25 protein-coding genes are annotated in these 23,762 nt (G+C 70.4%); 8 read left to right on the top strand and 17 right to left on the bottom strand.

Annotated elements, in window-relative coordinates; genetic code table 11:
* The 5 genes from pilO to Drose_RS30940 form a co-directional block, all read right to left on the bottom strand.
* Positions 1–558: a type 4a pilus biogenesis protein PilO gene (pilO, locus tag Drose_RS30960; protein ID WP_260724807.1), complete on the bottom strand. Its 558-nt coding sequence runs from the start codon at positions 556–558 to the stop codon at positions 1–3.
* Positions 558–1,856, bottom strand: coding sequence for a PilN domain-containing protein (locus Drose_RS30955; protein ID WP_260724806.1), 1,299 nt, complete (start codon positions 1,854–1,856; stop codon positions 558–560). The genes pilO and Drose_RS30955 overlap by 1 nt, the downstream gene beginning before the upstream one ends.
* Positions 1,853–2,878 carry a pilus assembly protein PilM gene (gene pilM, locus Drose_RS30950; protein WP_260724805.1) on the bottom strand — a complete coding sequence of 342 codons (1,026 nt, stop codon included), beginning with the start codon at positions 2,876–2,878 and terminating at the stop codon, positions 1,853–1,855. Before pilM ends, Drose_RS30955 begins: the two co-directional genes overlap by 4 nt.
* 65 nt (positions 2,879–2,943) lie before the next feature.
* A complete protein-coding gene (locus Drose_RS30945) occupies positions 2,944–3,723 on the bottom strand; it encodes a prepilin peptidase (RefSeq protein ID WP_260724804.1) in 780 nt (259 codons plus the stop codon).
* Positions 3,724–3,889: 166 nt separating this feature from the next.
* Entirely contained in the window at positions 3,890–4,381 is a 492-nt protein-coding gene (locus Drose_RS30940) for a prepilin-type N-terminal cleavage/methylation domain-containing protein (RefSeq protein WP_260724803.1), read from the bottom strand.
* Between the two features lie 82 nt (positions 4,382–4,463).
* Here Drose_RS30940 and Drose_RS30935 point away from each other — a divergent pair, with 82 nt between their 5' ends.
* On the top strand, positions 4,464–4,637 hold the full coding sequence (locus tag Drose_RS30935; RefSeq protein ID WP_260724802.1) for a hypothetical protein: 174 nt from the start codon (positions 4,464–4,466) through the stop codon (positions 4,635–4,637).
* Here the strand turns inward: Drose_RS30935 and Drose_RS30930 are convergent.
* From Drose_RS30930 to Drose_RS30920, 3 genes are all read right to left on the bottom strand, one after another.
* Positions 4,613–5,845 (bottom strand): type II secretion system F family protein, encoded by a 1,233-nt coding sequence (locus tag Drose_RS30930; protein WP_260724801.1) that lies wholly within the window; start codon positions 5,843–5,845, stop codon positions 4,613–4,615. The two genes, Drose_RS30935 and Drose_RS30930, sit on opposite strands and share 25 nt — an antisense overlap.
* A gap of 107 nt (positions 5,846–5,952) precedes the next feature.
* Entirely contained in the window at positions 5,953–7,059 is a 1,107-nt protein-coding gene (locus Drose_RS30925) for a type IV pilus twitching motility protein PilT (RefSeq protein WP_260724800.1), read from the bottom strand.
* Positions 7,060–7,130: 71 nt separating this feature from the next.
* Entirely contained in the window at positions 7,131–8,801 is a 1,671-nt protein-coding gene (locus Drose_RS30920) for a GspE/PulE family protein (protein WP_260724799.1), read from the bottom strand.
* Between the two features lie 198 nt (positions 8,802–8,999).
* Here Drose_RS30920 and Drose_RS30915 point away from each other — a divergent pair, with 198 nt between their 5' ends.
* A complete protein-coding gene (locus tag Drose_RS30915; RefSeq protein WP_260724798.1) occupies positions 9,000–10,184 on the top strand; it encodes a M48 family metalloprotease in 1,185 nt (394 codons plus the stop codon).
* A 10-nt stretch (positions 10,185–10,194) separates the two neighbouring features.
* Here Drose_RS30915 and Drose_RS30910 read toward each other — a convergent pair whose 3' ends face one another.
* From Drose_RS30910 to Drose_RS30885, 6 genes are all read right to left on the bottom strand, one after another.
* Positions 10,195–11,055 (bottom strand): NAD-dependent epimerase/dehydratase family protein, encoded by an 861-nt coding sequence (locus Drose_RS30910; protein WP_260724797.1) that lies wholly within the window; start codon positions 11,053–11,055, stop codon positions 10,195–10,197.
* Positions 11,056–11,110: 55 nt separating this feature from the next.
* The gene (locus tag Drose_RS30905) at positions 11,111–12,445 is read right to left on the bottom strand and encodes an LCP family protein (RefSeq protein ID WP_260724796.1); all 1,335 of its coding nucleotides are present in this window, start codon (positions 12,443–12,445) and stop codon (positions 11,111–11,113) included.
* 67 nt (positions 12,446–12,512) lie between these two features.
* Positions 12,513–12,638: a hypothetical protein gene (locus tag Drose_RS30900; protein WP_259859097.1), complete on the bottom strand. Its 126-nt coding sequence runs from the start codon at positions 12,636–12,638 to the stop codon at positions 12,513–12,515.
* Between the two features lie 159 nt (positions 12,639–12,797).
* Positions 12,798–13,829 carry an isopenicillin N synthase family dioxygenase gene (locus tag Drose_RS30895; RefSeq protein ID WP_260724795.1) on the bottom strand — a complete coding sequence of 344 codons (1,032 nt, stop codon included), beginning with the start codon at positions 13,827–13,829 and terminating at the stop codon, positions 12,798–12,800.
* The gene (locus tag Drose_RS30890) at positions 13,829–14,527 is read right to left on the bottom strand and encodes a hypothetical protein (protein ID WP_260724794.1); all 699 of its coding nucleotides are present in this window, start codon (positions 14,525–14,527) and stop codon (positions 13,829–13,831) included. The genes Drose_RS30895 and Drose_RS30890 overlap by 1 nt, the downstream gene beginning before the upstream one ends.
* A complete protein-coding gene (locus Drose_RS30885; protein WP_260724793.1) occupies positions 14,524–15,150 on the bottom strand; it encodes an ATP-binding cassette domain-containing protein in 627 nt (208 codons plus the stop codon). The genes Drose_RS30890 and Drose_RS30885 overlap by 4 nt, the downstream gene beginning before the upstream one ends.
* Before the next feature lie 81 nt (positions 15,151–15,231).
* Here Drose_RS30885 and Drose_RS30880 point away from each other — a divergent pair, with 81 nt between their 5' ends.
* Genes Drose_RS30880 through Drose_RS30870 form a run of 3 tightly spaced genes read left to right on the top strand, consistent with a single transcriptional unit; the run spans position 15,232 to position 17,161 of the window.
* Positions 15,232–15,489: a helix-turn-helix domain-containing protein gene (locus Drose_RS30880; protein WP_260724792.1), complete on the top strand. Its 258-nt coding sequence runs from the start codon at positions 15,232–15,234 to the stop codon at positions 15,487–15,489.
* Between the two features lie 28 nt (positions 15,490–15,517).
* The gene (locus Drose_RS30875; protein ID WP_260724791.1) at positions 15,518–16,069 is read left to right on the top strand and encodes a Clp protease N-terminal domain-containing protein; all 552 of its coding nucleotides are present in this window, start codon (positions 15,518–15,520) and stop codon (positions 16,067–16,069) included.
* Positions 16,070–16,111: 42 nt separating this feature from the next.
* The gene (locus tag Drose_RS30870) at positions 16,112–17,161 is read left to right on the top strand and encodes a winged helix DNA-binding domain-containing protein (RefSeq protein ID WP_260724790.1); all 1,050 of its coding nucleotides are present in this window, start codon (positions 16,112–16,114) and stop codon (positions 17,159–17,161) included.
* A gap of 14 nt (positions 17,162–17,175) precedes the next feature.
* Here Drose_RS30870 and Drose_RS30865 read toward each other — a convergent pair whose 3' ends face one another.
* On the bottom strand, positions 17,176–18,360 hold the full coding sequence (locus tag Drose_RS30865) for an FAD-dependent oxidoreductase (protein ID WP_260724789.1): 1,185 nt from the start codon (positions 18,358–18,360) through the stop codon (positions 17,176–17,178).
* A gap of 691 nt (positions 18,361–19,051) precedes the next feature.
* Between Drose_RS30865 and Drose_RS30860 the strand changes: the two genes are divergently transcribed.
* Positions 19,052–19,666 (top strand): TetR/AcrR family transcriptional regulator, encoded by a 615-nt coding sequence (locus Drose_RS30860; protein WP_260724788.1) that lies wholly within the window; start codon positions 19,052–19,054, stop codon positions 19,664–19,666.
* Between the two features lie 7 nt (positions 19,667–19,673).
* On the opposite strand, the gene Drose_RS30855 is transcribed toward Drose_RS30860, so the two are convergent.
* A complete protein-coding gene (locus tag Drose_RS30855) occupies positions 19,674–20,993 on the bottom strand; it encodes an HNH endonuclease signature motif containing protein (protein WP_260724787.1) in 1,320 nt (439 codons plus the stop codon).
* 42 nt (positions 20,994–21,035) lie between these two features.
* Entirely contained in the window at positions 21,036–21,689 is a 654-nt protein-coding gene (locus Drose_RS30850) for a hypothetical protein (RefSeq protein WP_260724786.1), read from the bottom strand.
* A gap of 60 nt (positions 21,690–21,749) precedes the next feature.
* Between Drose_RS30850 and Drose_RS30845 the strand changes: the two genes are divergently transcribed.
* Together Drose_RS30845 and Drose_RS30840 are read left to right on the top strand one after the other, a co-directional pair.
* Positions 21,750–22,547 (top strand): phosphatase, encoded by a 798-nt coding sequence (locus tag Drose_RS30845; protein WP_260724785.1) that lies wholly within the window; start codon positions 21,750–21,752, stop codon positions 22,545–22,547.
* A 111-nt stretch (positions 22,548–22,658) separates the two neighbouring features.
* Positions 22,659–23,699, top strand: a complete 1,041-nt coding sequence (locus tag Drose_RS30840; RefSeq protein WP_260724784.1) for a S1 family peptidase — start codon at positions 22,659–22,661, stop codon at positions 23,697–23,699.
* The last annotated feature ends 63 nt before the right edge of the window (positions 23,700–23,762 follow it).

Below are 23,762 nucleotides of genomic sequence, written 5' to 3'. Positions count from 1 at the left end.
CTACTCGGTCGGGGCGTAGAACGCGTGCAGGTTGACGGTCACGTTGGTACGGTCGCCGGCGCCGTCGGCGGTGCTGGGCGCGAGGTTGACGCTGCTGATGAGCACCGCCCGCGGCTGTACCTTCTGCAACTGGTCGAGGAACGGGTTGATCTTCCCGCTGGGGCCGACCACCGACAGGCTCACCGGCAGCGCGTGCACCGTCGCACCGGCCGTCTTCATGGCGACCGCGTTGCCGACCGTCACGCCGCTCACCGTCACGCCGGCCAGCTCACCCGCGGCCTGCAACTCCCGCAGCAGCGACGACACCGAGTCGGTCTCCGGCAGCGCGGCGAGGTCGGCGGCGAGCTGGGCCTGGTACTCCCCGAGGTGCTCGTTGTCCTTGCGCAGTTGGGCCAGCTTCTGCCGCTGGACGGCGACCTGGACGCCGGTGTCGTCGACGCGGGCCCGGATGTCGGCGGCCTCCTGGTACTTCGGGTTGATGAAGAAGAACCAGCCGAACGCCACGATCGCGGCCGCGCACAGGGCGCCGCCGAGCTGCCAGAGGCGGTCGCTTCGCATCAGTTGCCTCCCGAGGCGCTGGGAGCCGCCGACGGCGTCGTGTACCGCCCGCCGAGCGCGGCCCCGGTGATGTCCATGCGGACGGTGAACGCCACCACGTCGTCCTCCTGCGTCGCGTCGGTCGGGAACGGGTTCGCGATGCCCTCCACGCCACCGAGGGTGTCCACGTAGGACGCGACGGCGGTCTTCGTCGGGGCGGTGCCGGTGAGCGTGATGAGGCCGACGGCACCGCCCGGCGACCGGGTCTCGCTGTCCGCCGACAGCGAGCCGGTGACCCCGGTGATCTTCACGCCCTTCGGTGCGGCCTGCTGCAACGAGGTGAGCAGCGCCGACCAGGACAGGTCCCGGGCCAGGACCACCTTGAGCTGGTTGGTGATCCGCATGGACCGGGCGCGGGTCTTGACCTGCTCGTTGTAGGCGTTCTGCTGGCGGGTCAGGCTGAGCGTGGTGTCCGTGGCGCTGTCGAGGTCCCGCTGGGCCCGGCCGGTCTCGTAGGCCGCCGAGCCGTACCAGGCCAGCACCAGCGCGGTGACCAGGGCGACGCCGGAGACGACGAACCGGCGGACCCGGCGGACGCGGCGCGTCTCGGAGATCTCCAGCGGCAGCAGGTCGGCGGCGATGGGCAGGATGCGGAACGTCCGGGCTGTCGCATCCGGGAACGCGGGGTGCGGCACACCGTTCCACGGGCCGGCCCTCCGCGGCTGGGTGGGTTCGGCGTGGGTGGGTTCGGCCGGGGTGGGGCGGGGTTGCGTGAGCCGGGGTCGGGCCGGCTGCGTCTGCGGTCCGGATCCTCTGTGGACGTGAGGTGCCGTGGGCCGGTCCGCCGGTTCGTCGGAGGCGGGCGGCACCGCCGGGATGGGCCGGGTGGGGGCGTCGGCGATCTCGGGGGGCACCGGGGTCACGACGGCCGCCGGTGGTGCTTCCGTCGCCGGGGCGGCCAGGGGCATGACGAACGGGTCGAGGGCGGGCTCCTGCCGCGGGGTGCCGGCCGGGAGGACGAACTCGCCGTGGATGTAGCGGGGGAACTCGCGCTTCGCCTGCTCCGGATCGCGCTCCTGCGCGGCGGTGTCCTCCGGCAGCGGCGGCCACGACGGGGGCGGCCCGGACGGCACGACCGGCACGCTGTGGGCTTCGTCCGTCGCCTCCGGCCGGGTGTCCCGGCCGGAGCGGTGTTCGAGCTCGTCGAAGTCGGCGCCGGGGTCGTCGAACGAGGGCAGCACGATACCGGTGAGCCGGCGCTGCGACCCGTCCTGCCAGTCGCCGGCTCCCCGGCCGTGCGGGTCGCTCGGGGCGGTCATGTGTTCGCTCCCAGGGTCAGGCCCACCGACACGGCGGCGGACGCCCGGACCTGTTCGAGGCTGCCGTGCCGGACCCGGCGCAGGGCCCGCAGGCGCATCACCGGATCGACGGCGATGACCTCGACGCCGAGCTGGTCGCGCAGCGCCTCCAGCAGGCCGGGCAGCATCGAACCGCCGCCGGACAGCGCCAGGCGGCTGACCCGGGCCTGACGGCCGCCGGCGGTGAGATACGCGAAGGAATTGCCGATCTCGTTGATGAGCGGACGCACGGAGTCCTTGAGCGCGGCGACGCTCGCCGCGTCGGCGTCGGAGCGCAGTCCCACCCGGCACTTGAGCTCCTCCGCCCGCTCGAACGGGATGTCGAGCCGATCGGCGACGGTCTTGGTGACCTCGTTGCCGCCCCGCGGGATCGTGCGCACGATCAGCGGTTCCCCGTCGTGGTGCACGACCACGCTCGTCGCGTGGGCGCCGATGTCGACCAGCGCCTCCACCTGCTCGTCGAGCCGCGACGCGGCGCGCAGCAGCGCGAACGAGGCCAGGTCGACCCGTACGACGCGGAGCTTCGCGGCCTCGATGGCCCGGACCGCGGCCAGTACCGGCTCCTTCGGGGCGGCGATCAGCAGGCCGCGCACCGTGTCGGCGGCGCCGGGGTCCTCGAGCGGGTAGAAGTCGATGAGCGACCGCTCCGGCGGCAGGGGGAGCGCGTCGCGGACCTGGAACGGCAGCGCCTTGCGCATCTCCTTGGCCGGCAGGTTCGCGACCGTCGTCTCACGGACCACCACCTGCTGATGGGTGACGCCGAGCGCGACCTTGCGGCCGCGGAACCTGAACGTGGCCCACAGTTGCTTGAGCGCGGTGGTGACGGCGGCCTCGTCCTGGACGGCGCCGTTCTGCACGACCCCCGGCGGCAGCAGGATGTGCCCGAAGTTGTTGACGACGGGCCCGTCCTTGCTGTTGCCGGTCTCCGCCGCGCGGATGGACACCGTGCCGATATCCAGTCCGACCAGGTTGACAGCGGCCATCGTGCTCCTTCGATGATTGTCGTACGCGAGGGCGGGTCTACGCGGGCGGGCCTTCGCGGGCAGGTCTACGCGGGCAGCAGGAGGGAGCTGTACCAACCGGTGATCGGCGCGGCGGCGAACAGCGCCAGCAGCGCGCCGGCGAGCATCGACGGGCCGAACGGCATCGCCGTCCGGCGCCCGGCGCGGCCGGTGACCAACAGCACGGCGCCGACGATCCCGCCGAGGAGGAACGCGGCGAACGTGCCGACGGCGACCGACGACCAGCCGAGCCAGCCGAGGTACAGGCCGAGGACACCGGCGAGCTTGACGTCGCCGAAGCCCATGCCCCCGGGGTACACGAGCGAGAGGAGGAAGTAGAAGACCCACAATGCCGCCATCGCGACCAGCCCGCGAAGCCCTGCCGCCCAGTCCCGCTCGACGACGACGGCGGGCAGGAGGAGCAGCGGCGCGACGACGTACGAGGGCAGCACGATGGCGTTCGGCAGCCGCAGCACGTCGAGGTCGATGAGCGCCAGGGCGACGGCGACGGCGGCGAGGTACAGCCAGGCGGGCAGGCTCGCGGAGAGGCCGAACCGGGCGGTGACCGCGACGAACAGCACGGCGGTGCCGACCTCGACGAGAGGGTAGCGGACGCTGATCGGGGCGGCGCAGTCGGCGCAGCGGCCGCGCAGCAGCAGCCAGCCGAGGAGCGGGACGTTGTGCCACGGGCGGACCGGGGCTGTGCACTGTGGACAGTGGGACGCCGGGCGCAGCAGCGACTCGCCGCGAGGGACGCGGTGGATGACGACGTTGAGGAACGACCCGACCGCGAGCCCGAGCACGCCGACGACGAGTGCGAGCGTCATGACGGTCCTTCCGGGTCACTGGTTGGGTTTCTGCTGGTCGGGTTTCTGCTGGTCGGGTTTCTGTTGGTCGGGTTCTGGTACGCGGGTTCTGGTAGGCGGTAGGGCGTTGTGGTGGCCCGCGGTCGCGAGCCACCACAACGCCGCCGGTGTCAGTGACGGCCGGGCATCAGGGGGCGGCGGGGCTGATGCAGTCGGCGAGTGTCTTCGCGCTCGACTTCTTGACGGAGCCGCCGGTGGAGCTGTCGTAGTAGTAGACGGTCTTGCCGTCGCTGTTCATGGCGCAGATGCGGTACGTGGCGCCGTTGTTTTCATACTGCATGCTGTTGCCCGGTGACAACGTGGCCACCTGGGTGTTCTCCTCCGTCGACGTTCCGCCGCTGTCCTCGAGGCCGAAGATGAGCTTTTCCGCGGTGCTGTCACCGGACTTCGGGTACTGGTTGTCGTGTTCGGTGTAGAACTGCTCGACCGCGCTGACCGCGGCGCGCACGTCGGACTCCGCCGACTTGTTGGCCGCGCCCTTGCGGTAGTTCAGGTACATTGGGACCGCGATCGCGACGAGCACGCCGATGATCACGACGACGACGAGCAGTTCGACGAGCGTGAAGCCGCTGTCTCCGGCCGCCCGCTTCTTCTGCATCCTGCGCAGCGTCTCCTTCATGGGTGAGCCTCCTGCTCCTGCCTGCCTTGGGTCTCGGGAAATGGCGGCGAGGCTCCGCTGCCTGACGCCAGGGGTGGTTCGGGTGGTGTTCGGTGCCGTTCTCAGTAGCGGTGGTGCGGGGTGCTTTCGCGTTCGGCGTCCGGTTGCGTCCGGGTTGCCGTCTTCGGCGGCGGTGCTGCTGCTGTCGGTGTTGCTGTCGGTGTTGCTGTCGGTGTTGCTGCTGCCGGCGGTTCAGTTGCTCTGGATGTTCTGGTAGATCGAGAACATCGGCAGGTAGAGGCAGACGATCATCCCGCCGACCACGCCACCCATGACGAGTACCATGATCGGCTCGATGGACGCGGTCAGTGCCTCGGCCGCGCTGTCGACCTCTCGGTCGTAGAAATCGGCGACCTTCTCCAGCATCTGACTGATTTGCCCGCTCTCTTCGCCGACCTCGATCATCTGCACGACCATCGACGGGAAGATCTTGTGCTGGCTGAGCTGTGACGACATCGGCCGGCCCGCACGGACCGAGGTTTGCAGGTCCGTCATCGCGGCTGTGACGACACTGTTGCCGGTGGTCGCGCCGACGACGTCGAGCGCCTGCAGTACCGGCACACCCACCCCCAGCAGGGTGCCGAGATTCCGCGAGAACCGGCTCAGCGCGATCTTCGTGAACAACGGCCCGAAGACCGGCAGTTTCAGCTTCACCTTGTCGAACCACAGGCGGACCGCCGGCTTCTTCGCCATCACCCGCCGGAAGACCGCGGTGACGACGACGGCGACCGCGATGAGCACCGGGCCCAGCCAGAAGAGCGTATGGCTGGCGCCGACGATGATCCGGGTCGGCAGCGGCAGTTCGCCGCCGAGCTGCTGGAACATCTTCTCGAAGATCGGCACGATGAAGATGAGCACCGCGCTGATCATCACCGCGGTGAAGATGAGCACGATGACCGGATACGTCAGCGCGCTCTTGATCTTTCCGCGGAGGGCCGCGTCCTTCTCGAAGTTCGTCGCGATCCGGTCGAGCGCGTTGTCGAGGAACCCGCCCGTCTCGCCGGCCCGGATCATCGCCACCATGAGCGCCGGGAACACCTTCGGATGCTTGCCGAGTGCCCCGGACAGCGACATGCCGCCCTCGATGTCCAGCCGTACCTCGGCGAGCGCCTTCTTCAGCGACGGCCTCGGCGCCTGGTCCTCCAGCACCGCCAGCGACCGCAGCAGCGACATGCCCGACTGGGTCATCGTCGCGAACTGCCGGGCGAACACCGACAGGTCCTTCAGCGTCGTACGGTCACCGAGGCCCGGCACGCGGATCTCGCGCCGCATCAACGTGTCCGCATCGGTGATCGCCAGCGGGGTGAGGCCCTGCTGGCGCAGTAGCTGCGCGGCGGCCAGCTCGTTCGACGCCTCGATCTTGCCCTTGGCGCGTTTCCCGTCGTGGTCGATCGACTGGTAGTCGAACGTCTTCGTAGCGGTCATGGAGTCACATCCGCGCTCTCGTCACGTGCGGTGCTGTGTGTATGCGGTGCTGTGCGTATGCGGTGCTGTGTGTATGGGTGGTGTGTGCGGCGCTCATGGGTGGCGCGTCACGTGCGCCCGGCCAGCCGGCGGAACTCCTCCGCCGAGTGACTCAGCTCGAGCGCCGTCTCGTACGAGATGAGCTGCTGGCGGACCCGTTCGGCCAGGTGCTGGTCGAACGAGAGCATCCCGTCGTTGCCGCTGGACTGCATGAACGACGGGATCTGGTGGTTCTTGCCCTCACGGATCAGGTTCCGGATCGCCGGCGTGGCGAACATGACCTCCGAGACGATCGTGCGGCCCTGCCCGTCGGCGCGCGGCGCGAGCGCCTGCGTGACGACACCCTGCAGCGCGTTGGAGAGCTGGGCCCGGACCTGCTGTTGCTGGTGCGGCGGGAAGATGTCGATGACCCGGTCGACGGTCTGCGCCGCGCTCTGCGTGTGCAGCGTCGCCAGGACCAGGTGGCCGGTCTCGGCGGCGGTCAGCGCCGTCGCCGTGGTCTCCAGGTCCCGCAGCTCGCCGACCAGGATGATGTCCGGGTCCTGGCGCAGCGCGTGCTTCAGCGCCATCGCGAACGAGCTGGTGTCGGCGCCGACCTCCCGCTGGTTGACCAGGCAGCGCTTGTGCGGGTGGAGGAACTCGATCGGGTCCTCGATCGTGACGATGTGCGACGAGCGGGTGCGGTTCGCCAGGTCGAGGATCGCGGCCAGGGTCGTCGTCTTACCCGACCCGGTCGGCCCGGTCACCAGCACGAGGCCGCGGTGCAGGTGCGCGAACCGCGCCACCTGGTCGGGGACGCCGAGCTGGTCGAGCGGCTTGATGTTGTGCGGGATCGCCCGGAACGCTGCGCCGAACGAGCCGCGCTGGGAGTACAGGTTGACCCGGAACCGGGACACGCCCTCGATGGCGTAGGCGAAGTCGAGCTCCTGCGTCCGCACGAACTGGTGCCACTGGAGGTCGTTCAGCACCGAAGCCCGGACGAGCATCGCGGTGTCCTGGGGCGTCAGCTCGTCGTATCCGGGCAGATACCGCAGGCCGCCGTTGACGCGGACCGTGGGCGGCGCACCGACGGTCAGGTGCAGGTCGGAGCCGCCGGCGCGGACGAGCGACACCAGCATGGCGTCGAGCGAGGCACGTTCGTCGCTGATGGCGGTGGTCAGTCCGGCTGCCGTCACGCAGGCTCCTTGCAGTACCGATGCAGGACACTTCGCTGTCGACATCGGCAGCGGCCGGAGGAACGTGAGGACTACACCGCCACCCGGACCACCTCCGGGATCGAGGTCTGCCCCTCCGCGGCCTTGATGAGGCCGTCGACCCGCAGGTCCCGCAGGCCCTGCTCGTACGCGACCTGCTGGATCTCGTGCGCGGAGGCGCGGTCGACAGCTAGTTTCTCGATCTCCGGCGACACCGGCATGACCTCGTGCAGCGCGATCCGGCCCCGGTAGCCGGTGTTCGCGCAGGAGCGGCAGCCGACCGGGCGCCACAGCGTCTCCGGCGCGCCGATCTCGTCGATCGGCCAGCGGGCGCCGACGAGTTCCGCCTCGGCCGGCGTGTACTCGGCCTTGCACCAGTCGCACAACCGCCGCGCGAGCCGCTGGGCGAGCACGCAGTCGACGGACGAGCCGACGAGGAACGGCTCGATGCCCATCTCGACCAGCCGGGTCACCGCGCTCGGCGCGTCGTTGGTGTGCAGCGTCGACAGGACCAGGTGGCCGGTGAGAGCGGCCTCGACCGCCAACTGGGCCGTGGTCCGGTCCCGGATCTCGCCGATGAGGACCACGTCGGGGTCCGAGCGCAGGATGGCCGGCAGGACCGCCGCGAACGTCAGCCCGGCCTTGTGGTCGACCTGCACCTGGTTGACGCCGGGCAGGCGGTACTCGACCGGGTCCTCGACGGTGATGATGTTGACGGTGGGCTTGCTGATCTCGGCGAGCGTCGCGTAGAGCGTGGTGGACTTGCCGGAGCCGGTCGGGCCGGTCACCAGGAGCATGCCGTGCGGCTTGGAGAACGACTTGGCGAACCGCTCGTGGTTGGACCTGCTGAAGCCGAGTTTCGCCAGCTTCAGGTCCATGCCGCTGGTGTCGAGCACCCGCAGGACGATCTTCTCGCCCCAGACCGTCGGCAGGGTCGCGGTGCGCAGGTCGACGGCTCGCTGGTTGATCTCGACCGTGATCCGGCCGTTCTGCGGCACGCGGCGCTCGGTGATGTCGACGTTCGACATGATCTTCAGCCGGGAGATCAGCGCCGACTGTACGTGCTTCGGGACCGTGTCCACTTCGTGGAGGACGCCGTCGATGCGGTACCGGACCCGCATGTTGTGCTCGCCGGGCTCCAGGTGCAGGTCCGAGGCCCGGTTCACGATCGCCTGTTCGAGCAGCGAGTTGACGTACCGCACGATCGGCGCGTCCTCGTTGATCGACGTCAGGTTGGAGACCGTCGGCGTCGCTTCCGCGCGCAGGCTCTCCGCGACCTCGCCGAGGTCGTTCTCCTCGCGCTTCAACCGGTCGATGATCTTGCGAAGCTCGGAGCGGGCCACGACCACCGGGCGCACCGTGAGCCCGGTCGCCGCCCGGACGTCATCCAGGGCGAGGACGTCACCCGGGTCGGTGATGCCGACGGTGATCTCGCGGTCGTTGAGGGCGATGCCGAGCACCCGGTGCCTCAGCACCAGCGCCATCGGGATCTTGGTGACTGCGGCCGGGTCGATCGGGTATCCGACCAGGTCCAGCGTCGCGATGCCGTACGCGTCGGCCGACGCCGCGGTGAGCTGCTCCTCGGTGACCACGTGGTCGTTGATGAGGACGGCACGGATCGAGCGGCCGGTCCGCTCGGCCTCCTCGGCTGCCCGGTCGACCGCTTCCGCGTCGGCACCGCCGTGTTTCAGCGCGTCCAGCAACGGCCTGAACGTCTGGTACATCTCACCCCCGTGTCACCAGAGGACTTATCGGCGGCCATCCGGGTGAGTTTCGGGTTTCACCCCTGGCGCGGGGACCGGGTTGGTTGACGGTGAGCGGCGCCGTCAAGAGGATGCTTCGCTGTGTCGGTTGCCGTCGTGGAAGAACCCAGAAGCGGATTGCCCGGCAATATCAGCGTTTGGCGAGCCCGGTGGCTGCTGATGCGCTACGGTAGGCCACCGGGACCCCCACCACCCGGCGTCGAGGCGACGACCCAGGTCGATCTGCTGGCGCTCGTGTCCGAGGTCGCGGCCCGCGTCGGCGTCGCCCAACCCGACGTCGTCCTGCTCACCGGGCACGGCGTCATCCGGTCCTGGGCCAGCCGCCGACGGCGGGTGCTCCTGGTCGGGCTGCCGTTGCTGCAGTGCCTGACCACCGACGAGATCCGTGCCCTGGTCGCGCACGAACTCGCGGTCGTCGACCACCACCGGGCCCATCTCGTCGTCCGGCTCCGCACGCTGCACGACGACGCCGTCGAACCGGGCCTGCCCCGCGGCCGGTCCATGGCGGTCCTGCGGGCCACTCAGCACTTCGCGGACGCGCTCGAACGGAAGGCCGACCAGGCCGCCAGCAGCGCCTCCGGGCTGCACACCGCAGCCCGTGCCGTGGTCAAGGCCGACCTCGCCGAGTTCGAGTTCGCCGACCTGGCGTTCGACCTCGAGGAGCAGGTGTGGCAGCGGACCAGCGCCGCCATCCAGGACCTGCACACCGGCTGGCAGGCCGCGATCCGCGCCGGCGCGGTCATCGCCGAACTCGACGACGACACCCGTACCACCCTCATGGCCCGTCACCCCGGCCTCGCCGGGGCCATCGCGGCACTCACCGCCGTCCACGTCGAACTCCGTACCACAGAGGTGGTACCGCTGGCGCCGCTCGGCCCCGAGACCGAGCGGTCGCTGGCCCGGCAGGTCCTCAAGCGGGAAGGCACCGACTGGGTGACGTTCGCGTCCGTCTCCGACGCCGACTGGCCCGGCTGGCTCGGCCGGCAGGCCCGGGCCGTCACCGAGCAGGTCGCGACGCTGCTGCGCCGTCCGCCGATCGGGCCGGCCGAGGTCGTGGAGGTGCTGCTGACCCGGCTGGACGAGCTGGTCGCCGCGAACTGGCCGGCACAGCCCGAGCCGCCGGCGGAGCCGGAGGAGCTCGACGGGACACCGTCCGTGGTCGTGGTCGCGGAGGCGGCGCTGACCGCCCGCGGCTGGCGGCGGATCCATCCGGCGGCCGCCGGGGTCCTCGTCAGCCCCGACGGTGAGCAGCACAACCTGACACTGCTCGCCCGGGCCGCGCACGACTCGCCGGCGGCACTCGCCGTACTGCTGGAACTCCTGTCCCGTTCGCCCGGCCTCTAACGCGCCGGTGTCACCGGGCCACGTGATCACGCCACGAGTGTTTCGGCGCGTAGCCGAGAACCTCCCGGGCGCGGTCGATCGACAGGAGGGTCTCGAACTCGCCGAGATCCTTCCGCACCGGTACGTCGGGGAAGACCTCACGCAGCAGCGCCGCGGACGGGCGGTTCATGATCGTGTCCGCGGCGGCGATGACGAACGAGGTCGCCCCGGCGACCGTGCCGGCGGCGGCCGCGCCCAGCGCCAGCCGGCAGGCGGCGGCGACGTCACGCGCGTCGACGTACCCCCACAGGTTCCACTTCCGCGCGTGCGGATCCGGCCAGTAGCCGGGCACGGCGGCGTAATCCTCGGGGACGTGCACGTTGGAGAGCCGCAGCCCGACGAACGGGATGCCGCTCCAACCGGCGATCTCCCGCGCGACGGTCTCGCCGACGACCTTCGACAGCGCGTACGTCGTCGTCGGGAACGGGAAGTGGTCCTCGTCCACCGGCGCGTACCGCGGCGGCGTGTCGAACGGCAGGCCGAGCGTCGTCTCGCTGGACGACCACACGACACCGCCGAGACCGACGGCCTGCGCGGCGAGGAAGACGTTGGCGTTCATGGCCGAGTTGCGGTTGAACGTCACCGCCGGCGGATACATGCCCGGGGCCGGGATGTTCGCGAGGTGGACCACCGCGTCGGCGCCCTGTAGCACCTCGACCGCCTGGCCGTAGTCGGCCAGATCGGCGATCAGCAGCGGGGTGCCGAGGTCACCCAGGTGGCCGGCCCTGCCGACCGCGTCGGTGGCGACAACGTAGTGGCCGTGGGCGAGGAGGTCGGCGACGACGACCCGACCGGTCTTGCCGTTCGCTCCGGTGACGACGATCCGCGACATGGAACCGATCTTCGCACGGTCCCCGGCCGGTGGTCGCGGGTGACCGCTCGGCTGGCTACTTGCTCACCAGGTCGATGCGGCTGGCGACGAACGACTCCACGGTGTTCGTGCGCACCGACTCCAGCAGCGCGAGCGTGGTGCGGTCGAGCGCCTCCGCGCCGGGCTGCTCCTGCGACGAGTGGAACGTGCCGTTGTTCGTCTTGATGGTGAGCAGGTTGTCGCCGCCGATGCCCTTCATCGCGAAGATCCAGTCGTCCAGCCCGATGCCGCCGGAGTCGATCGTCATCGCCTCACCGACCACGTCCAGCACCTTCTTGAGCTTCGCCGGGTCGGTCAGCACGTCCTTGCTGGCGATCTTCTTGAACAGCGCCTTGATGAACTGCTGCTGGTGGCGCTGCCGGTCGTAGTCGCTGTTCGGCAGGGTCTCCCGCTGCCGCACGTAGTCGAGCACCTGCCAAGGCTCGAGGTGCTGGTAGCCGACGCGGTACGTCTGGGGCGTCACGCCGGCGACCGGGATCAGATCGGTCCCGCCCGAGTCGCTGGTGCGCTGGAGGTACGGCACCTTCGTGTTGCCCTTGGCGTCGTGGCCGATGTGCACCGACCTCGTCTCCTGGTCGACGTACATGTCGACGCCGCCGAGCACGTTCACCACCTTCGTGAAGCCGGTGAAGTCGACGATCGCCGCCGCGTCGAAGGTGATGCCCCAGTTCTCCTTGATCGTGTCCGCGAGCAGCGTCGTACCGTACTTGCGCTTGTCCTTGCCCGTCGTCTTCAGGCCGCCCTCGGCGAACGCGGCGTTGATCTTGTCGTGGCCGCCGTTGTACCTGGCCTTGCCGTTGTCGAACCGCGGGATCTTCACCCAGGTGTCCCGGGGGATCGAGATCAGGTACGCCGAGTCGTGGCTCGCCGGGATGTGCAGGATGATGATCGAGTCGGAGCGGATCGCCTCCGACGGGTCCTGGTCCGGGCGCGGGTCGATGCCGACCAGCAGGATGTTCTTCGCCCCGCTGATCGTCACGTGCTTGCCCTGCTGCTCGGCCGCCGGGACGATCAGGTCCTCCTGCCGGACGCTGCTCGTCGCGTATCCGATCACCGCGTCCTTCGCGACGAAGGCGCTGCCCGCCAGCATCATCATGACCGCGCCGACCACCATCAGCGTGCGCGCCCACCTCGGGTCCCGGCGCCGCTGCGCCGGGACCCCCTTCGCCGGTGCCGTCCCGCCCGCCCTGGCCCTGCGCCGGGCCTGGGCGGGTGACGACTTCGGCCGGCGCGACGTGACGTCGGCCGGCCGGCCGGGGTGCGGATTCCCGGCGAGACGCTCGTGGCGTTGAAACACGTCGTGCGGCTCCTGTTCGAGCGGCCCCGGTTCGAGTGGAGCGTCGGGCGTCATACCCTCAAGACGGTAGGAGCGGCACCGGGCGACGCAGCTACGCCGGACCTTTCAGTCGTCCCGGAGATCAGCCGCCGACGACGATCACGCCGATCACGCTGAGCAGGACGATCACCGCGAGCAGCACCAGCATTCCCTGCTCGCTGTCGAGGTTGGTGAGCTTACGGGTCGTGGTGGTGGTCGGGGTGGTCATCGCCGTCTCCTGTCGCGGTCTGGTGACTCTTACGGTAGGAACACCGCGGACAGGTTTGCTCCCGTCATCGTGCCACGTGCCTGACCTGCGTGAACGGTTCTTCGAACCCTTACACGGGTTCTACGATCCGCACCGCCGGTCGGTAACGGGTTGTCGCCTTCAGACCGATTCCCGAGCCGTCCCCGTTGCCGATCCGGTACCCGATCCTGTGCTCGCCCCGACGTCCGCGCTGAGCCCAGGAAACACCTTGCCCACCTTTGCCACGAGATATTCCCCGTAGGTGCCGGTGAATGCGCGAAGATCCTGACCGTCCCACCGCCGCTCGCCGTCCGCGCCGGTCGCCGCCCGCCCCGGCAGCGCCGGGACCTCGGCGGTGAAGTCCGGGTCGAAGAAGAACGGGAACGACAGCCGCTCGTTGCCGCTCAGGTTACGGACCCGGTGCGGGGTCGAGCGGTACCAGCCGCCGGTCATCCGGTCGAGCATGTCGCCGATGTTGCACACGAACGTGCCCGGCAGCGGCGGGGCGTCGAGCCAGCCCGTGCGCGTCTTCACCTGCAGGCCGCCGTTGTCGTCCTGCAGCAGCAGCGTCAGCAGGCCATAGTCGGTGTGCTCGCCGACGCCCCAGGCGTCGCTGCCCGGCGGCGTCGGCGGGTAGTGGAAGACGCGGAACAGCACGGTCGGTTCCGCGGTGTACCCGTCGGCGAAATAGCCCGGAGCCAGCCCGAGGCTCTGCGCCACGCCCCGCAGCACGGCCTGTGCCGTGCCGGTCAGCGCGTCCAGGTACTCGAGCACGGCGGACCGCAGCTCGGGGACCCCGCGGGGGAAGAGGTTCGCGCCGTGCAGGGGCAGGCCGGCCCGCACCTGCGGTGCGTCCGGGCCCAGTTCGGTACCGAAGTACAGCCCTTCCTTCTGGTCGGGCACCCCGGATGTGAGCTCGGCGCCGACGGGGAAGAAGCCGCGCCACGCCCGGCCGCCCCGCGCCATGGCGATCTCCAGCTTCTCGGTCTCGGGCAGCGCGAAGAAGGCGCGGGCACCGCGGTCGAGCCGGGCGATCAGCTCCTCCGGGACACCGTGGCCCGCGACGTAGAAGAAGCCGCTCGCGCGGCATGCTGCCTCGATCGCCGCCGCGGCGCGCGGGTCCTCGCCGGCCCGGACGAGCCGGGAAACGTCGACGATCGGCAGCGCGACCATCAGCGGCTCACGGTCGTGGCGAATCGAAGGTGCCGCCGGCGGCGCAGCCGGATACCGGAGGCGATCCCGAGCGCCGCGGCCAGGACCGCGAGGGTCACGGCCGCGTGGACCAGTCCCCGGAACAGGAAGCCGGAGCCGGTCAGGTCGATCGCATACGTGCCGATCTCGCGGCTGAACCAGAACGGCAGCAGCTTGGAGGCGTCGCCCGACGGGTCCATCATCATCTGCAGCCCGACGACGAGCAGCAGCACGAGCGTGCCCTCCAGTTCGCGCGGCAGCACCGCGGCGAGCAGCACCCCGAACAGCGGCGCGATCAGCACCAGCAGTGCCATGACGAGGGCGATCGAGGTGTACCGCAGGTCGCGCTGGTCGAAGCGGATGAGCAGGAAGTACGGAACGCTGATGACGGCGCCGAGCCCCCACAGCGCGCCGAGGCGTCCCAGCACCAACTGCCAGCCGTGGTAGCCGCCGATCCGCAGCCGGGGCTCCATGCCCCGGGCCGCGCTCGCCGCGAACAGGGCCGCGGTGCTCATCGCCCAGCTCAAGCCCAGGAATACGAACCGTACCGACTGCCCGATGTGGTCCGAGCGGCGGGTCAGGTAGAACGCCAGCGGCAGAAGCAGCAGGATCGCCAGGACACCGCGCCGGCGGCTGATCTCCCGCAGCGCCATCTCGGCGACGGTGAGCGTTTTCCTCATCGGTGTCCGGTCCTCCAGGGCGTGGTCGTCCGGGACAAATCCAGCACGGTGTCGACCCGGTCGAGTTGGGCGAGCAGGTGGGTGACCACAACGATGGCCTTGCCCCGGTCGCGCCAGGCGTGCAACTGGTCCCAGAAGTCGAGGTACGTGCCGCGGTCGAACCCCTGGTACGGCTCGTCCAGCAGCAGCACGTCGGGCTCGCCGATGCCGGCCATGACCAGGTTGAGCTTCTGCCTGGTGCCGCCGGAGAGCCGGCGAGCCTGAACTTGGCCGGGCTCCCAGTCGAGCGCCCGGGCGTGTGCGCGGCCGGCGGCCCGGGACGCGCGCCGGGACAGTCCGCGGCCGGCACCGATCAGCGTGAAATGCTCGTCGGGCAGGAGGAAGTCGACGGTGCCGCCGTCCTGGGGGCAGTAGCCGAGTGTGCCGTGGACCTGGACGGTGCCGCGGTCGGGGCTGGTGAGGCCGGCGCAGATGCGCAGCATGGTGCTCTTGCCGCAGCCGTTGGCGCCGACGATCGCGGTGATCTCCCCGGCGTGCACGGCGAGGTGCACGTTGTCGAGGACGGTCCGGCGGCCGAACTTCTTCGTGATGCCACGCGCGTAGAGCTTCACGTTCTGGTGCACGCTCGGAACGTAGCAGAGGGTTGTCACCAACATTTGTCAACAAAGGTTGACGCACAATCGCTTGTCAACTAAGGTTGACGTATGACGGAGGCGAACGACCTCGCCACGGCGGCGACTGACCCGGACCCGCGCATCGGCCTCCGCGCAGCGGTCGCGCTGCGCCGGCTCGCCGACGCGCTCGAAGTGCTCCAGGTCGACAACGCCCGCCTGCAGGGCTGGTCATGGCAGGAGATCGCCGACGCGCTCGACGTGTCACGACAGGCGGTCCACAAGAAACACGCCGGCCGCAAACCCGTGCGGCCCACCACGCAGCCCGATCCGGCGAACGACCGGACCTAGGGCGATCGAACAGCGAAAGGGGAGCAGCATGTTCGAGCGGTTCACCGACCGTGCCCGGACGACCGTGAAAACGGCCAAGGTCGAGGCCGACGCGCTCGGCCACCACGCGATCGGCACCGAGCACCTGGTGCTCGCGATGCTCGCCGGCGACGGCGGCATCGCGCACACCGTCCTGCGGGCATCCGGCCTCGACCCCGACTCGTGGCGGGCCATGCTCGCCGCCGGGGACGAGGCGGCCGCCTTGCGCTCGATCGGCATCGACCTCGACGCGGTGCGGTCCAGCATCGAGCAGACCTTCGGCCCGGGAGCGCTGGAACGCGCCGAGCCGGCCGAACGCGGCGGGTTCCTCCGTCGCCGCACCAAGATCCCTACCCGATTCAACAACGGCGCCAAGACGGCCCTCGTACTGTCACTCCGCGTCGCCCTGTCGATGAAGCACAACTACATCGGCACCGAGCACATCCTGCTCGGCGTGCTCAAGGAAGAGCGCGGACTCGGTGCCCGGCTGCTGCGGGAACAAGGCATCAGCTACGACCGCACCATGGAACTGGTGCAGACCGCCCTCAAGAACGCCGCGTGAGGTGCCGTTCCGCCGAATCCCGGGCTGATCTACGGTTTCTCCGTGGAGCGGACCCTTACCTGGCGTGATCTCAACCGGGCGCTGCTCGCCCGCCAAATGCTGCTCAAGAGGGTGCCGGACACCGTCCCCGACGTGCTCGAGCGCATGGGCGGCCTCCAGGCGCAGTACGCGCCGTCGATGTACATCGGACTGTGGACCCGCATCGAAGGCTTCGACCGGGCCGAACTCACCCGCCTGCTGGAGCGCCGTGAGGTCGTCCAGGCGACGCTTCTGCGGGCCACCATCCACCTCGTGTCGCGGGCCGACTTCTGGCCGTTCGCGGCCGGTGTCCGGCGGGCCCGCCGCGAATGGTACGACCGGCTGACCCGTGACCGGCCCGACCCCGCCGAGATGGCGGACGCCGTGGCCCGACTGCGGGAACTGCTCCGCGAACGGCCGGTTCCCCGGACCGAGATCGACGAGCTGTTCGGGCCCCGCGTCCGGCGCGGCATCGGCATGTACCTCGACATGGTGCGCGTCCCACCGTCCGGCACGTGGGCGCGGCGGCGGGCGGACCTGTTCGGCGCCGCCGAAGACTGGGTCGGCCCGCCCGACGTGACCGAGAACGACGCGCAGGAACTGGTGATCCGACGCTATCTGGGCGCGTTCGGGCCGGCCCACCGCACCGAGATAGCGGACTGGGCCGGCCTGCCGGTCGCCACCGTTGCCGCCGTCCTGAACCGGCTCGAACTGCGCCGGTTCGGCGACGAGCGGGGACGGGAACTCGTCGACCTGCCGGACGGGCCGCTGCCGGACCCCGAAACCCCGGCACCGGTGCGGTTCCTGCCGACGTACGACGCGACGCTGCTCGCCCACGCCCGCCGCACGCTGATCCTGCCGGAGGAGCACCGGTCGAAGGTGTTCCACGTCCGCATGCCGCAGTCGATCGGGACGTTCCTGGTCGACGGGCAGGTGGCTGGGGTCTGGTCGTACCGCGCCGGCAAGAAGCCCGCGAAGGGGGAGGTGGCGTGGGAGCCGTTCACCCCGTTGCCGGCGTCGGTCCGCAAGGAGGTCACCGCGGAAGCGGGCCGGCTGACCGAACTGCACGCCTGATCCGGCGCCGCCCCTCACGCGGACACCGTGGCGACCGGAGTCTGCCACTCGACGTCGTAGTCGTACATCCAGGCACTGCCGCGGGTGGCGAACCGCCGGAAGAGCACCGGCATCAACGCGTCACGGACTCGGGCGGCGAGCGGCCCGGCGATCTTCGCGCCGCTGTTGACGCCGGCAGCCTTCAGCATCCGGTCGGTGCGCGGCCGGCGCAGGCGGTCGAACGCGGCCAGGGCGTCGGTCACGGTTGCCCGGTCGCGGAGGCACTTCGCCAGGACCACCGCGTCCTCGATGGCCAGTGACGCGCCCTGCCCGGCGCCGATCGGATGCGCGGCGTCGCCGAGGAGCACCATGGCGTCGCGGTGGCTCCGCGGCACCGACGGCAGGCGCCGCAGCACGGTGAACGGGTGCCACTGGTCGGTGTGTTCGATGATCCGCGCCGCCGGACCGCGGTCGCCGTGGTACAGCTCGATCAGCGACTCGTGGCCGAGGTATGCGGCGGGCCGGGTGCGGGACGGCACCTGGGCCGACCACAGCGTCCCGGCCGCGGTTGCCGCGTACACGAAGGTGGCCTTGGACCCGAACACGAGGTTGAACGCGCCGGGCTCGACCGGGTGGGTCGACCTGCCGCTGACGGTCCACAACCCGGCGTAGACCGGCGCTGGCGCACCGGGGTCGACGATGGTACGCAGCCGTGAGTGCACGCCATCAGCGCCGACGATCAGATCGGCGGTGGCCGGTTGGCCGGCATGGCGGTGGCCGCCGTCGGGTTGGACGGTCTCCCGGCTCGTTGCCCGGGGATTGGCGGTGCTGTCGGCGAACGTCGCCGTCCCGTTGCGGACGTCTTGCAGCCGTCGGCCGGTGACGAGGCAGGCCCCGGCGTCGATCGCGAGGTCGCGCAGGGTTTCGACCAGGTGGCCGCGCATCAGTGTGACGCGGCCGCGCGGTGCCTCGCCCAGGAGTCTGCCGCGACCGCTCCACAGACGGAGCAGCGGAATCGCGGTCCCGCGGGCGGTGACGGCGCGGCCGGCGCCGATGGCGTCGAGCACCCGCAGTCCGTTGGCCCCGAGGCTGATGAACGAGCCGACGTCGCCGGCCGGATCAGCGTAGGCCTCGTAGATGGTGACGTCCCATCCGATCCGCCGAAGCGCGAGCGCCGCGACAGGCCCGGCGACTCCACCGCCGATGATCACCGCTTCCATGCGGACCTCCTTAGTGAATTGATATTCAGTGAATCTAAGTTCGGTTATATCGCTACTCCGGTCGGTCGGCAAGATCTGCGGCTGGCAAATCCCGTAGCCTGCGCGCTGGGTCTCGTGGCCCGGGCCGGGTGCGATGCGGCGCGCGTCGGCGTTGACTGGTCCGAGTTGGTGGAGTCCGTTCGGGCGGTGAGATTCGGGTGGTGAGATCGGTGCGGGTCGTCCTGAGAAATTGCAAAACGGGTCACGACGATCTGAGATGGACTGAATCGGTACGAGTTGCACCCGAGCTGATCCAGAGTTGGCCCGAGTTGGTCCAGAGTTGGTCCGAGTTGGTCCGGGGCCGTCCGAGCCGCTCGTGGAACGGTGCGGAAGCGGGGATGACCGGCCGGCCGAGCCGGTCGTGAATGGTGCGGAACCAAAGGGACCGTCTGTCTCAACCGGTCCTGAGCCGGTGAGGAACTCGGGAAGGTCCTTGCGGCCCTGAGCCGTGCGGAACGGAAATGACCGGTTCCGCCGGGCCGGTCCCGAACGGTGAGCAGTGGGGAGCGACGTGTTCTGTCCGATCCGATCGTGGACCAATGAAGGGAGCGGACCGATGAAGGGAACGGGACGACCGGGCGGGCCGGAGCCGCGCTCCGGGATGTGGTGGTGACGACGTGCGAGCGGGGGAGCGAGTGAGGCGGTGGCGGCCATGGTGACGCGCAAGGAGAAGGCGGCCCAGACCCAGGCCGCACTGAAGGATGCGGCCCGCAGGCTGTTCGCCGAACGCGGCTACCTCAACACCAAGATCAGTGACATCACGGCCGAGGCCGGCCGGGCGGTCGGCTCCTTCTACGACCACTTCTCCAGCAAGGAGGAGCTACTCCAGGCGCTGCTGGTCGACATGGAGGTGACCGCGGACGCCGCTCTGCCCGACCACGACCCGGACCATGACCTCGCCGACGAGGCCCAGTTGCGCGCTCACGTCGCCGCGGCCTGGACCGCCTTCCGCGACCATCTGCCCGTGATGGTGGCGCTGTTCCAGGCGTCGACGGCCGAGGAGCCCTACAGCGGCACGGCCCGGCAGCGGCTCGCGCAGGACACCACGATGCTGCGCGAGCACCTGGAGCGCATGGCGGAGAGCGGCCGTGTGCTGCCGGGCCGCCCGGCCGTGGTGGCCGATGCGATGGGTTCGATGTTGGCGTTCTTCGCCTATGCCCACCTGACCGCACCCGAGCCGCGACTCACCGACGACGAGGCGATCGAGACGTTGACGCAGTTGTTGTTGCGGGGCCTCGCCGGTGCGGGCCCCGACGCCGTCCGATGACGACGTGTCAGCCGGGCGGCGGGTCGCCGCCACCGCCTCTGCTGTAGGGGGCCGCGCTGGCGCGCGGATGGCTGGGTCCGAGCTCGTACGGCGTGCCGTCGGGCCGGATGACGATGATCCAGCCGTTGCCGGGGTCGCGGCGCAGTGACCAGCCGCGCTCGTGCACGCACACGTGGTGGTAGCGGCACAGCAGCACGAGGTTGTCGATGTCCGTCTCGCCGTGGTCGCGGATCCACTCCCGCAGATGGTGGCTGTCGCACCAGTTGGCCGGCATCCGGCAGCCGGGCCAGCGGCAGTGCGGGTCGCGGGCCGCCAACGCCCGGCGCAGCGCCGGTGGCGTGTTGCGATAGGCCCGGCCGAGTTTCAGCGGCACACCGTTGTCGGGGTGCAGCCAGATCGGCTGGAGCATCGCATCGCAGCTCAGCCGGGAGGCGAGCCCGTCGGGAACCGGACCCCACTCGCTGAGCACGGCGGGGCCGTCGTCGCCACAGGCGTCCCAGCTCCCGTCCGGGTCGTCGCCGTGGTCGTGCAGTTGCATGTATCGCCGGACCGGCATCAACAGCGCGATGTGGGGCCGCAGTCCGCCGCCGACCGTCGGCGCGCGGCCGTCCCGGAGGGTCGCGGTGAGCAGGTCGGCGAGGGCGTCGTGGCGTCGCTGGGCCGGGCTCCGGTCGTCGTCGGGGGCCGGTGCCTTGGTGAACGCGTCGAGGCCGGCGCTGAGCAAGGCCCCGGTCTCGGTGTCGAGGATGCTGCGCAGCTTCCACATGTCGCCGAGACGGGTGAGTGTCACGCCGCGGCGCAGGTATTGCTGGTCGGGCGGGGTGTTCTTGTCGCGCAGGGCGGCGTCGCGCAGATAGGCGCAGGCCTCGTGCAGCGTGTGCGGGTCGAATTGGCGTGCGAGCGGTACGAGTGTCTGCTCGACCTGCTCGATGACGTCGTCGCCGACCTCTTCGGCGGTGAGCCCGATCCGGTTGACGTGCTCGGAACTGACCTCGCCGGCCCCGAAGGCCTCCTCCAGGTCGGGCAGCAGGCGGGTGATCTCGACGGCCCGCATGCGACTGCTGGCGGCCGGGCCGGAGAGTCGCCCGAATGCTTCGAGCCAGCGCTTGGTGGATCCGTATGCGTCGTGGCGGGACAGGCGCCGGTCGTCGAACACGCCGAGGAACCGGGTGATGGCCGCGTCGAGCTGGTTGTGGGAGCGGAGCAGGAGCAGGGTGGCCTCGCGCACCGCCGCGTCGTCGAGTGTCGAAGGATCGAGGTCGACGAGTGCGGCGAGTGCGTCCGTCAGCGGTCCGATCGGACCAGGAACCCCCGCCTCTTCCCCCATGCCTGCACCGTAACCCACCCCACCGACACATCCCGGCCCCGATTACTCGCTGCGATCCTCCATCTCCCATGCGTGATCCAGCACGTGCCAGATGAACCGCCGGGCGGCGTACCGCGCGGTCCAGCCGTTGGCCGTGAGCGGCTCCCCGTCGCTGGGTCGGCCGAGGACCGCCAGCACGTCGGCGCGCAGGGCCTCGATGGCGTCCTTGTCGTCGATGACCGGTGGGCGGTGCTTGACGCCGATCTTGCGCGCGTAGGCGGCTTCGGAGCCGATCAGGTGGTCGATCATCTTGTCCCGGTCGCGTCCGCCGCCGCGGGGTCCCTTGCGCAGCGACTCCGGTGCGGTGGCGGCGCGGTCGTCGAAGGCCGTCCAGGCGGCGCGCAGCAGTTTGGTGTGCCGGTCGGCGGTAACCTTGGTCACCGGCGTGCGGTCCGCGGCGGGTCGGCCGTCGGGCGCGCCGAACTCGGTGGTCGACGTGCCCGGCACCCGTTCGACGACGGTGAACCGCGGTGTGGCCGGGAAGCTGAACCCGGCGGCCGCCGCGACGGGGGCGTACCGCTCGGCGTAGGCGGCCAGGGCTTCGATCGCAGCTTCCTCGGTCTTGGCGAAGCGGCCCCAGCCCGGCCAGTCGAGGCTTCCGGCGAAGACCTTCTTCGAGGCGGCCTCGAGATACACGCGTGTGTCGGCATCCGGCATGTCTGTGACCTTAGGCCGCTTTCCTCGGTGCCGGGGGTGTGTATGCCTACCATGGGTCATATGCCTGAGCTTGTGAGCTATCTTCGCGAAGCGCGGCTCGCCGGTGATGTCGAGACCACTCGCTCCTCCAACCACGGCAACGCCACCGCGTTCGCCGAAGGTCATGAGGGATACCTGTTCGGTCTGATCCCGCTGAAGACGTGGACGCTGCCTGAGGTGCTGGCGGTCATGGCCCAACGGGTCGGCATCGACGCCGACCCGGATCGCGCGACCGGCACCGACGTGATCGACCCGCACAAGACCGTCCGTGCTCTGGAGCGGATGCGCGATCGGTTGCGCCTTGCTGCCGAGCGGCGGGAGCGGGTGCTGGTGGCGACCGGTCACCCGGCCGGGATGATCGAGGTGCATCTCGCGATCGCCGCGGCGCTGCGGGCGGCCGGCTGTGAGCTGCTGCTGCCGGCGCCGGGTGCGGTGTTCGCGTCGCTGGGGCGGTACGACGGCCGCGAGTATCAGTTGGCGGTGCGGTACGTCGGCGGTGTGGCGGTGGCGGCGGAGCGTGGCATCGCGCTGTGGCACACCCATTCGCCGGACGGCATGCGGATCATGCTGGCCGAGTTGGAGCGGCAGGGCGCCGGGCTGCCCGACCTGGTGGTCGCCGACCACGGGTTCGCCGGTGCCGCGGCGGCGGCCGGCCTCGACGTGGTGGCCTTCGCGGACAGCAACGACCCGGCGCTGTTCATCGCCGAGGCCGAGGGTCGCGTGTCGGTGACGGTGCCGATCGACGACAACGTCCAGCCGCACCTGTACGGCCCGGTGAGCGAGTTCCTGCTGGAGGGTGTGGGCCGCCGGCGGCGGTGATATGACGAGAGCGCTATGACCGAATTTGACAGTGAATCTTGTGTGAGTCCCTTTCCGCTGGAAGCATCTGTCGAGGTCGATATTTATCGGCTCCGATTCAGGGAGGCTCCCATGAGACTCACAAGATCCTCGTTCCAGCGGGCCGCGGTCATCGCCGCGGGCGCCGGGCTCGTCGCCGGCTCGATCCTCGCACCGTCCGTGGCACAAGCGGCGGCGGAAACCAAGGCGGCCAACGCCGAGGCGCTCATCGAGCACCTCGGCACCCGTACCGCCGGTTCATACCTCGACGCGCAGGGCAAGCTCGTCGTCAACGTCACCGACGCCGCGACCGCCAAGAGCGTCGAGGCCGCCGGCGCCAAGGCTCGCACGGTCAAGCACAGCGGCGCCGAGCTGGCCCGCATCACGTCGCTCCTCGACGCGAAGGCCGGCATCCCCGGCACGGCCTGGGCCGTCGACCCGGTGAGCAACCAGGTTGTCGTCTCGATCGACAGCACCGTCCCGGTCGAGCACGTCAAGACCCTGGAGACGACCGTCGCCGGTCTCGGCAGCGGCGCGCGCATCGAGCGGATGTCCGGCGAGCTGCGCCCGACGATCTCGGGCGGCCAGGCCATCTACTCCGGCGGTTCCCGCTGCTCGCTCGGCTTCAACGTGGTCAGCGGCAGCACCTACTACTTCCTGACCGCCGGGCACTGCACCAACATCGGCTCGACCTGGACCACGAGCAGCGGCTCGGTCCTCGGCACCCGGACCGGCACCAGCTTCCCGGGCAACGACTACGGCATCGTGCGCTACGCGGCCGGCGTCTCCCACCCCGGCAACGTCTCCCTCTACAACGGCTCGTTCCAGGAGATCACCTCCGCCGGCGCCGCCGCCGTCGGCCAGTCCGTCCGCCGCAGCGGTTCGACCACCGGCGTGCGCGGCGGTTCCGTCACCCAGCTCGACGCCACGGTGAACTACTCACAGGGTCGCGTCACCGGCCTGATCCGCACGACGGTCTGCGCCGAGCCCGGCGACAGCGGCGGCTCCCTCTTCGCCGGCACGACCGCCCTCGGCCTGACCTCCGGCGGCAGCGGCAACTGCAGCTCCGGCGGCGTCACGTACTTCCAGCCGGTCACCGAACCGCTCAGCGTGTACGGCGTGAGCATCTACTGACACACCGCGACAGCGCAGCACCACACCCACCGTGGGCCGGACGGCAGGACGCGGCCCGGCCCA

The sequence above is a fragment of the Dactylosporangium roseum genome (genome assembly GCF_025264685.1).
Taxonomy (GTDB): Bacteria; Actinomycetota; Actinomycetes; order Mycobacteriales; family Micromonosporaceae; genus Dactylosporangium; species Dactylosporangium roseum.
The sequence above is the reverse complement of the archived record's forward strand: the minus strand, read 5'-3'. Positions and strand labels throughout refer to the sequence as shown.

Excerpts from the sequence above, each read along its gene's own strand:
- Drose_RS30895 (WP_260724795.1), bottom strand. The coding sequence starts at position 13,829 with ATGGTCGCGCTGCCGATCGTCGACGTTTCCCGGCTCGTCCGGGCCGGC.
- Drose_RS30945 (WP_260724804.1), bottom strand. The coding sequence starts at position 3,723 with ATGACGCTCGCACTCGTCGTCGGCGTGCTCGGGCTCGCGGTCGGGTCG.
- Drose_RS30915 (WP_260724798.1), top strand. The coding sequence starts at position 9,000 with ATGCGCTACGGTAGGCCACCGGGACCCCCACCACCCGGCGTCGAGGCG.
- Drose_RS30845 (WP_260724785.1), top strand. The coding sequence starts at position 21,750 with ATGCCTGAGCTTGTGAGCTATCTTCGCGAAGCGCGGCTCGCCGGTGAT.
- Drose_RS30900 (WP_259859097.1), bottom strand. The coding sequence starts at position 12,638 with ATGACCACCCCGACCACCACCACGACCCGTAAGCTCACCAACCTCGAC.
- Drose_RS30860 (WP_260724788.1), top strand. The coding sequence starts at position 19,052 with ATGGTGACGCGCAAGGAGAAGGCGGCCCAGACCCAGGCCGCACTGAAG.
- pilM (WP_260724805.1), bottom strand. The coding sequence starts at position 2,878 with ATGGCCGCTGTCAACCTGGTCGGACTGGATATCGGCACGGTGTCCATC.
- Drose_RS30940 (WP_260724803.1), bottom strand. The coding sequence starts at position 4,381 with ATGAAGGAGACGCTGCGCAGGATGCAGAAGAAGCGGGCGGCCGGAGAC.
- Drose_RS30880 (WP_260724792.1), top strand. The coding sequence starts at position 15,232 with ATGACGGAGGCGAACGACCTCGCCACGGCGGCGACTGACCCGGACCCG.
- Drose_RS30905 (WP_260724796.1), bottom strand. The coding sequence starts at position 12,445 with ATGACGCCCGACGCTCCACTCGAACCGGGGCCGCTCGAACAGGAGCCG.
- Drose_RS30840 (WP_260724784.1), top strand. The coding sequence starts at position 22,659 with ATGAGACTCACAAGATCCTCGTTCCAGCGGGCCGCGGTCATCGCCGCG.
- Drose_RS30955 (WP_260724806.1), bottom strand. The coding sequence starts at position 1,856 with ATGACCGCCCCGAGCGACCCGCACGGCCGGGGAGCCGGCGACTGGCAG.
- Drose_RS30930 (WP_260724801.1), bottom strand. The coding sequence starts at position 5,845 with ATGACCGCTACGAAGACGTTCGACTACCAGTCGATCGACCACGACGGG.
- pilO (WP_260724807.1), bottom strand. The coding sequence starts at position 558 with ATGCGAAGCGACCGCCTCTGGCAGCTCGGCGGCGCCCTGTGCGCGGCC.
- Drose_RS30850 (WP_260724786.1), bottom strand. The coding sequence starts at position 21,689 with ATGCCGGATGCCGACACACGCGTGTATCTCGAGGCCGCCTCGAAGAAG.
- Drose_RS30875 (WP_260724791.1), top strand. The coding sequence starts at position 15,518 with ATGTTCGAGCGGTTCACCGACCGTGCCCGGACGACCGTGAAAACGGCC.
- Drose_RS30865 (WP_260724789.1), bottom strand. The coding sequence starts at position 18,360 with ATGGAAGCGGTGATCATCGGCGGTGGAGTCGCCGGGCCTGTCGCGGCG.
- Drose_RS30890 (WP_260724794.1), bottom strand. The coding sequence starts at position 14,527 with ATGAGGAAAACGCTCACCGTCGCCGAGATGGCGCTGCGGGAGATCAGC.
- Drose_RS30855 (WP_260724787.1), bottom strand. The coding sequence starts at position 20,993 with ATGGGGGAAGAGGCGGGGGTTCCTGGTCCGATCGGACCGCTGACGGAC.
- Drose_RS30910 (WP_260724797.1), bottom strand. The coding sequence starts at position 11,055 with ATGTCGCGGATCGTCGTCACCGGAGCGAACGGCAAGACCGGTCGGGTC.
- Drose_RS30920 (WP_260724799.1), bottom strand. The coding sequence starts at position 8,801 with ATGTACCAGACGTTCAGGCCGTTGCTGGACGCGCTGAAACACGGCGGT.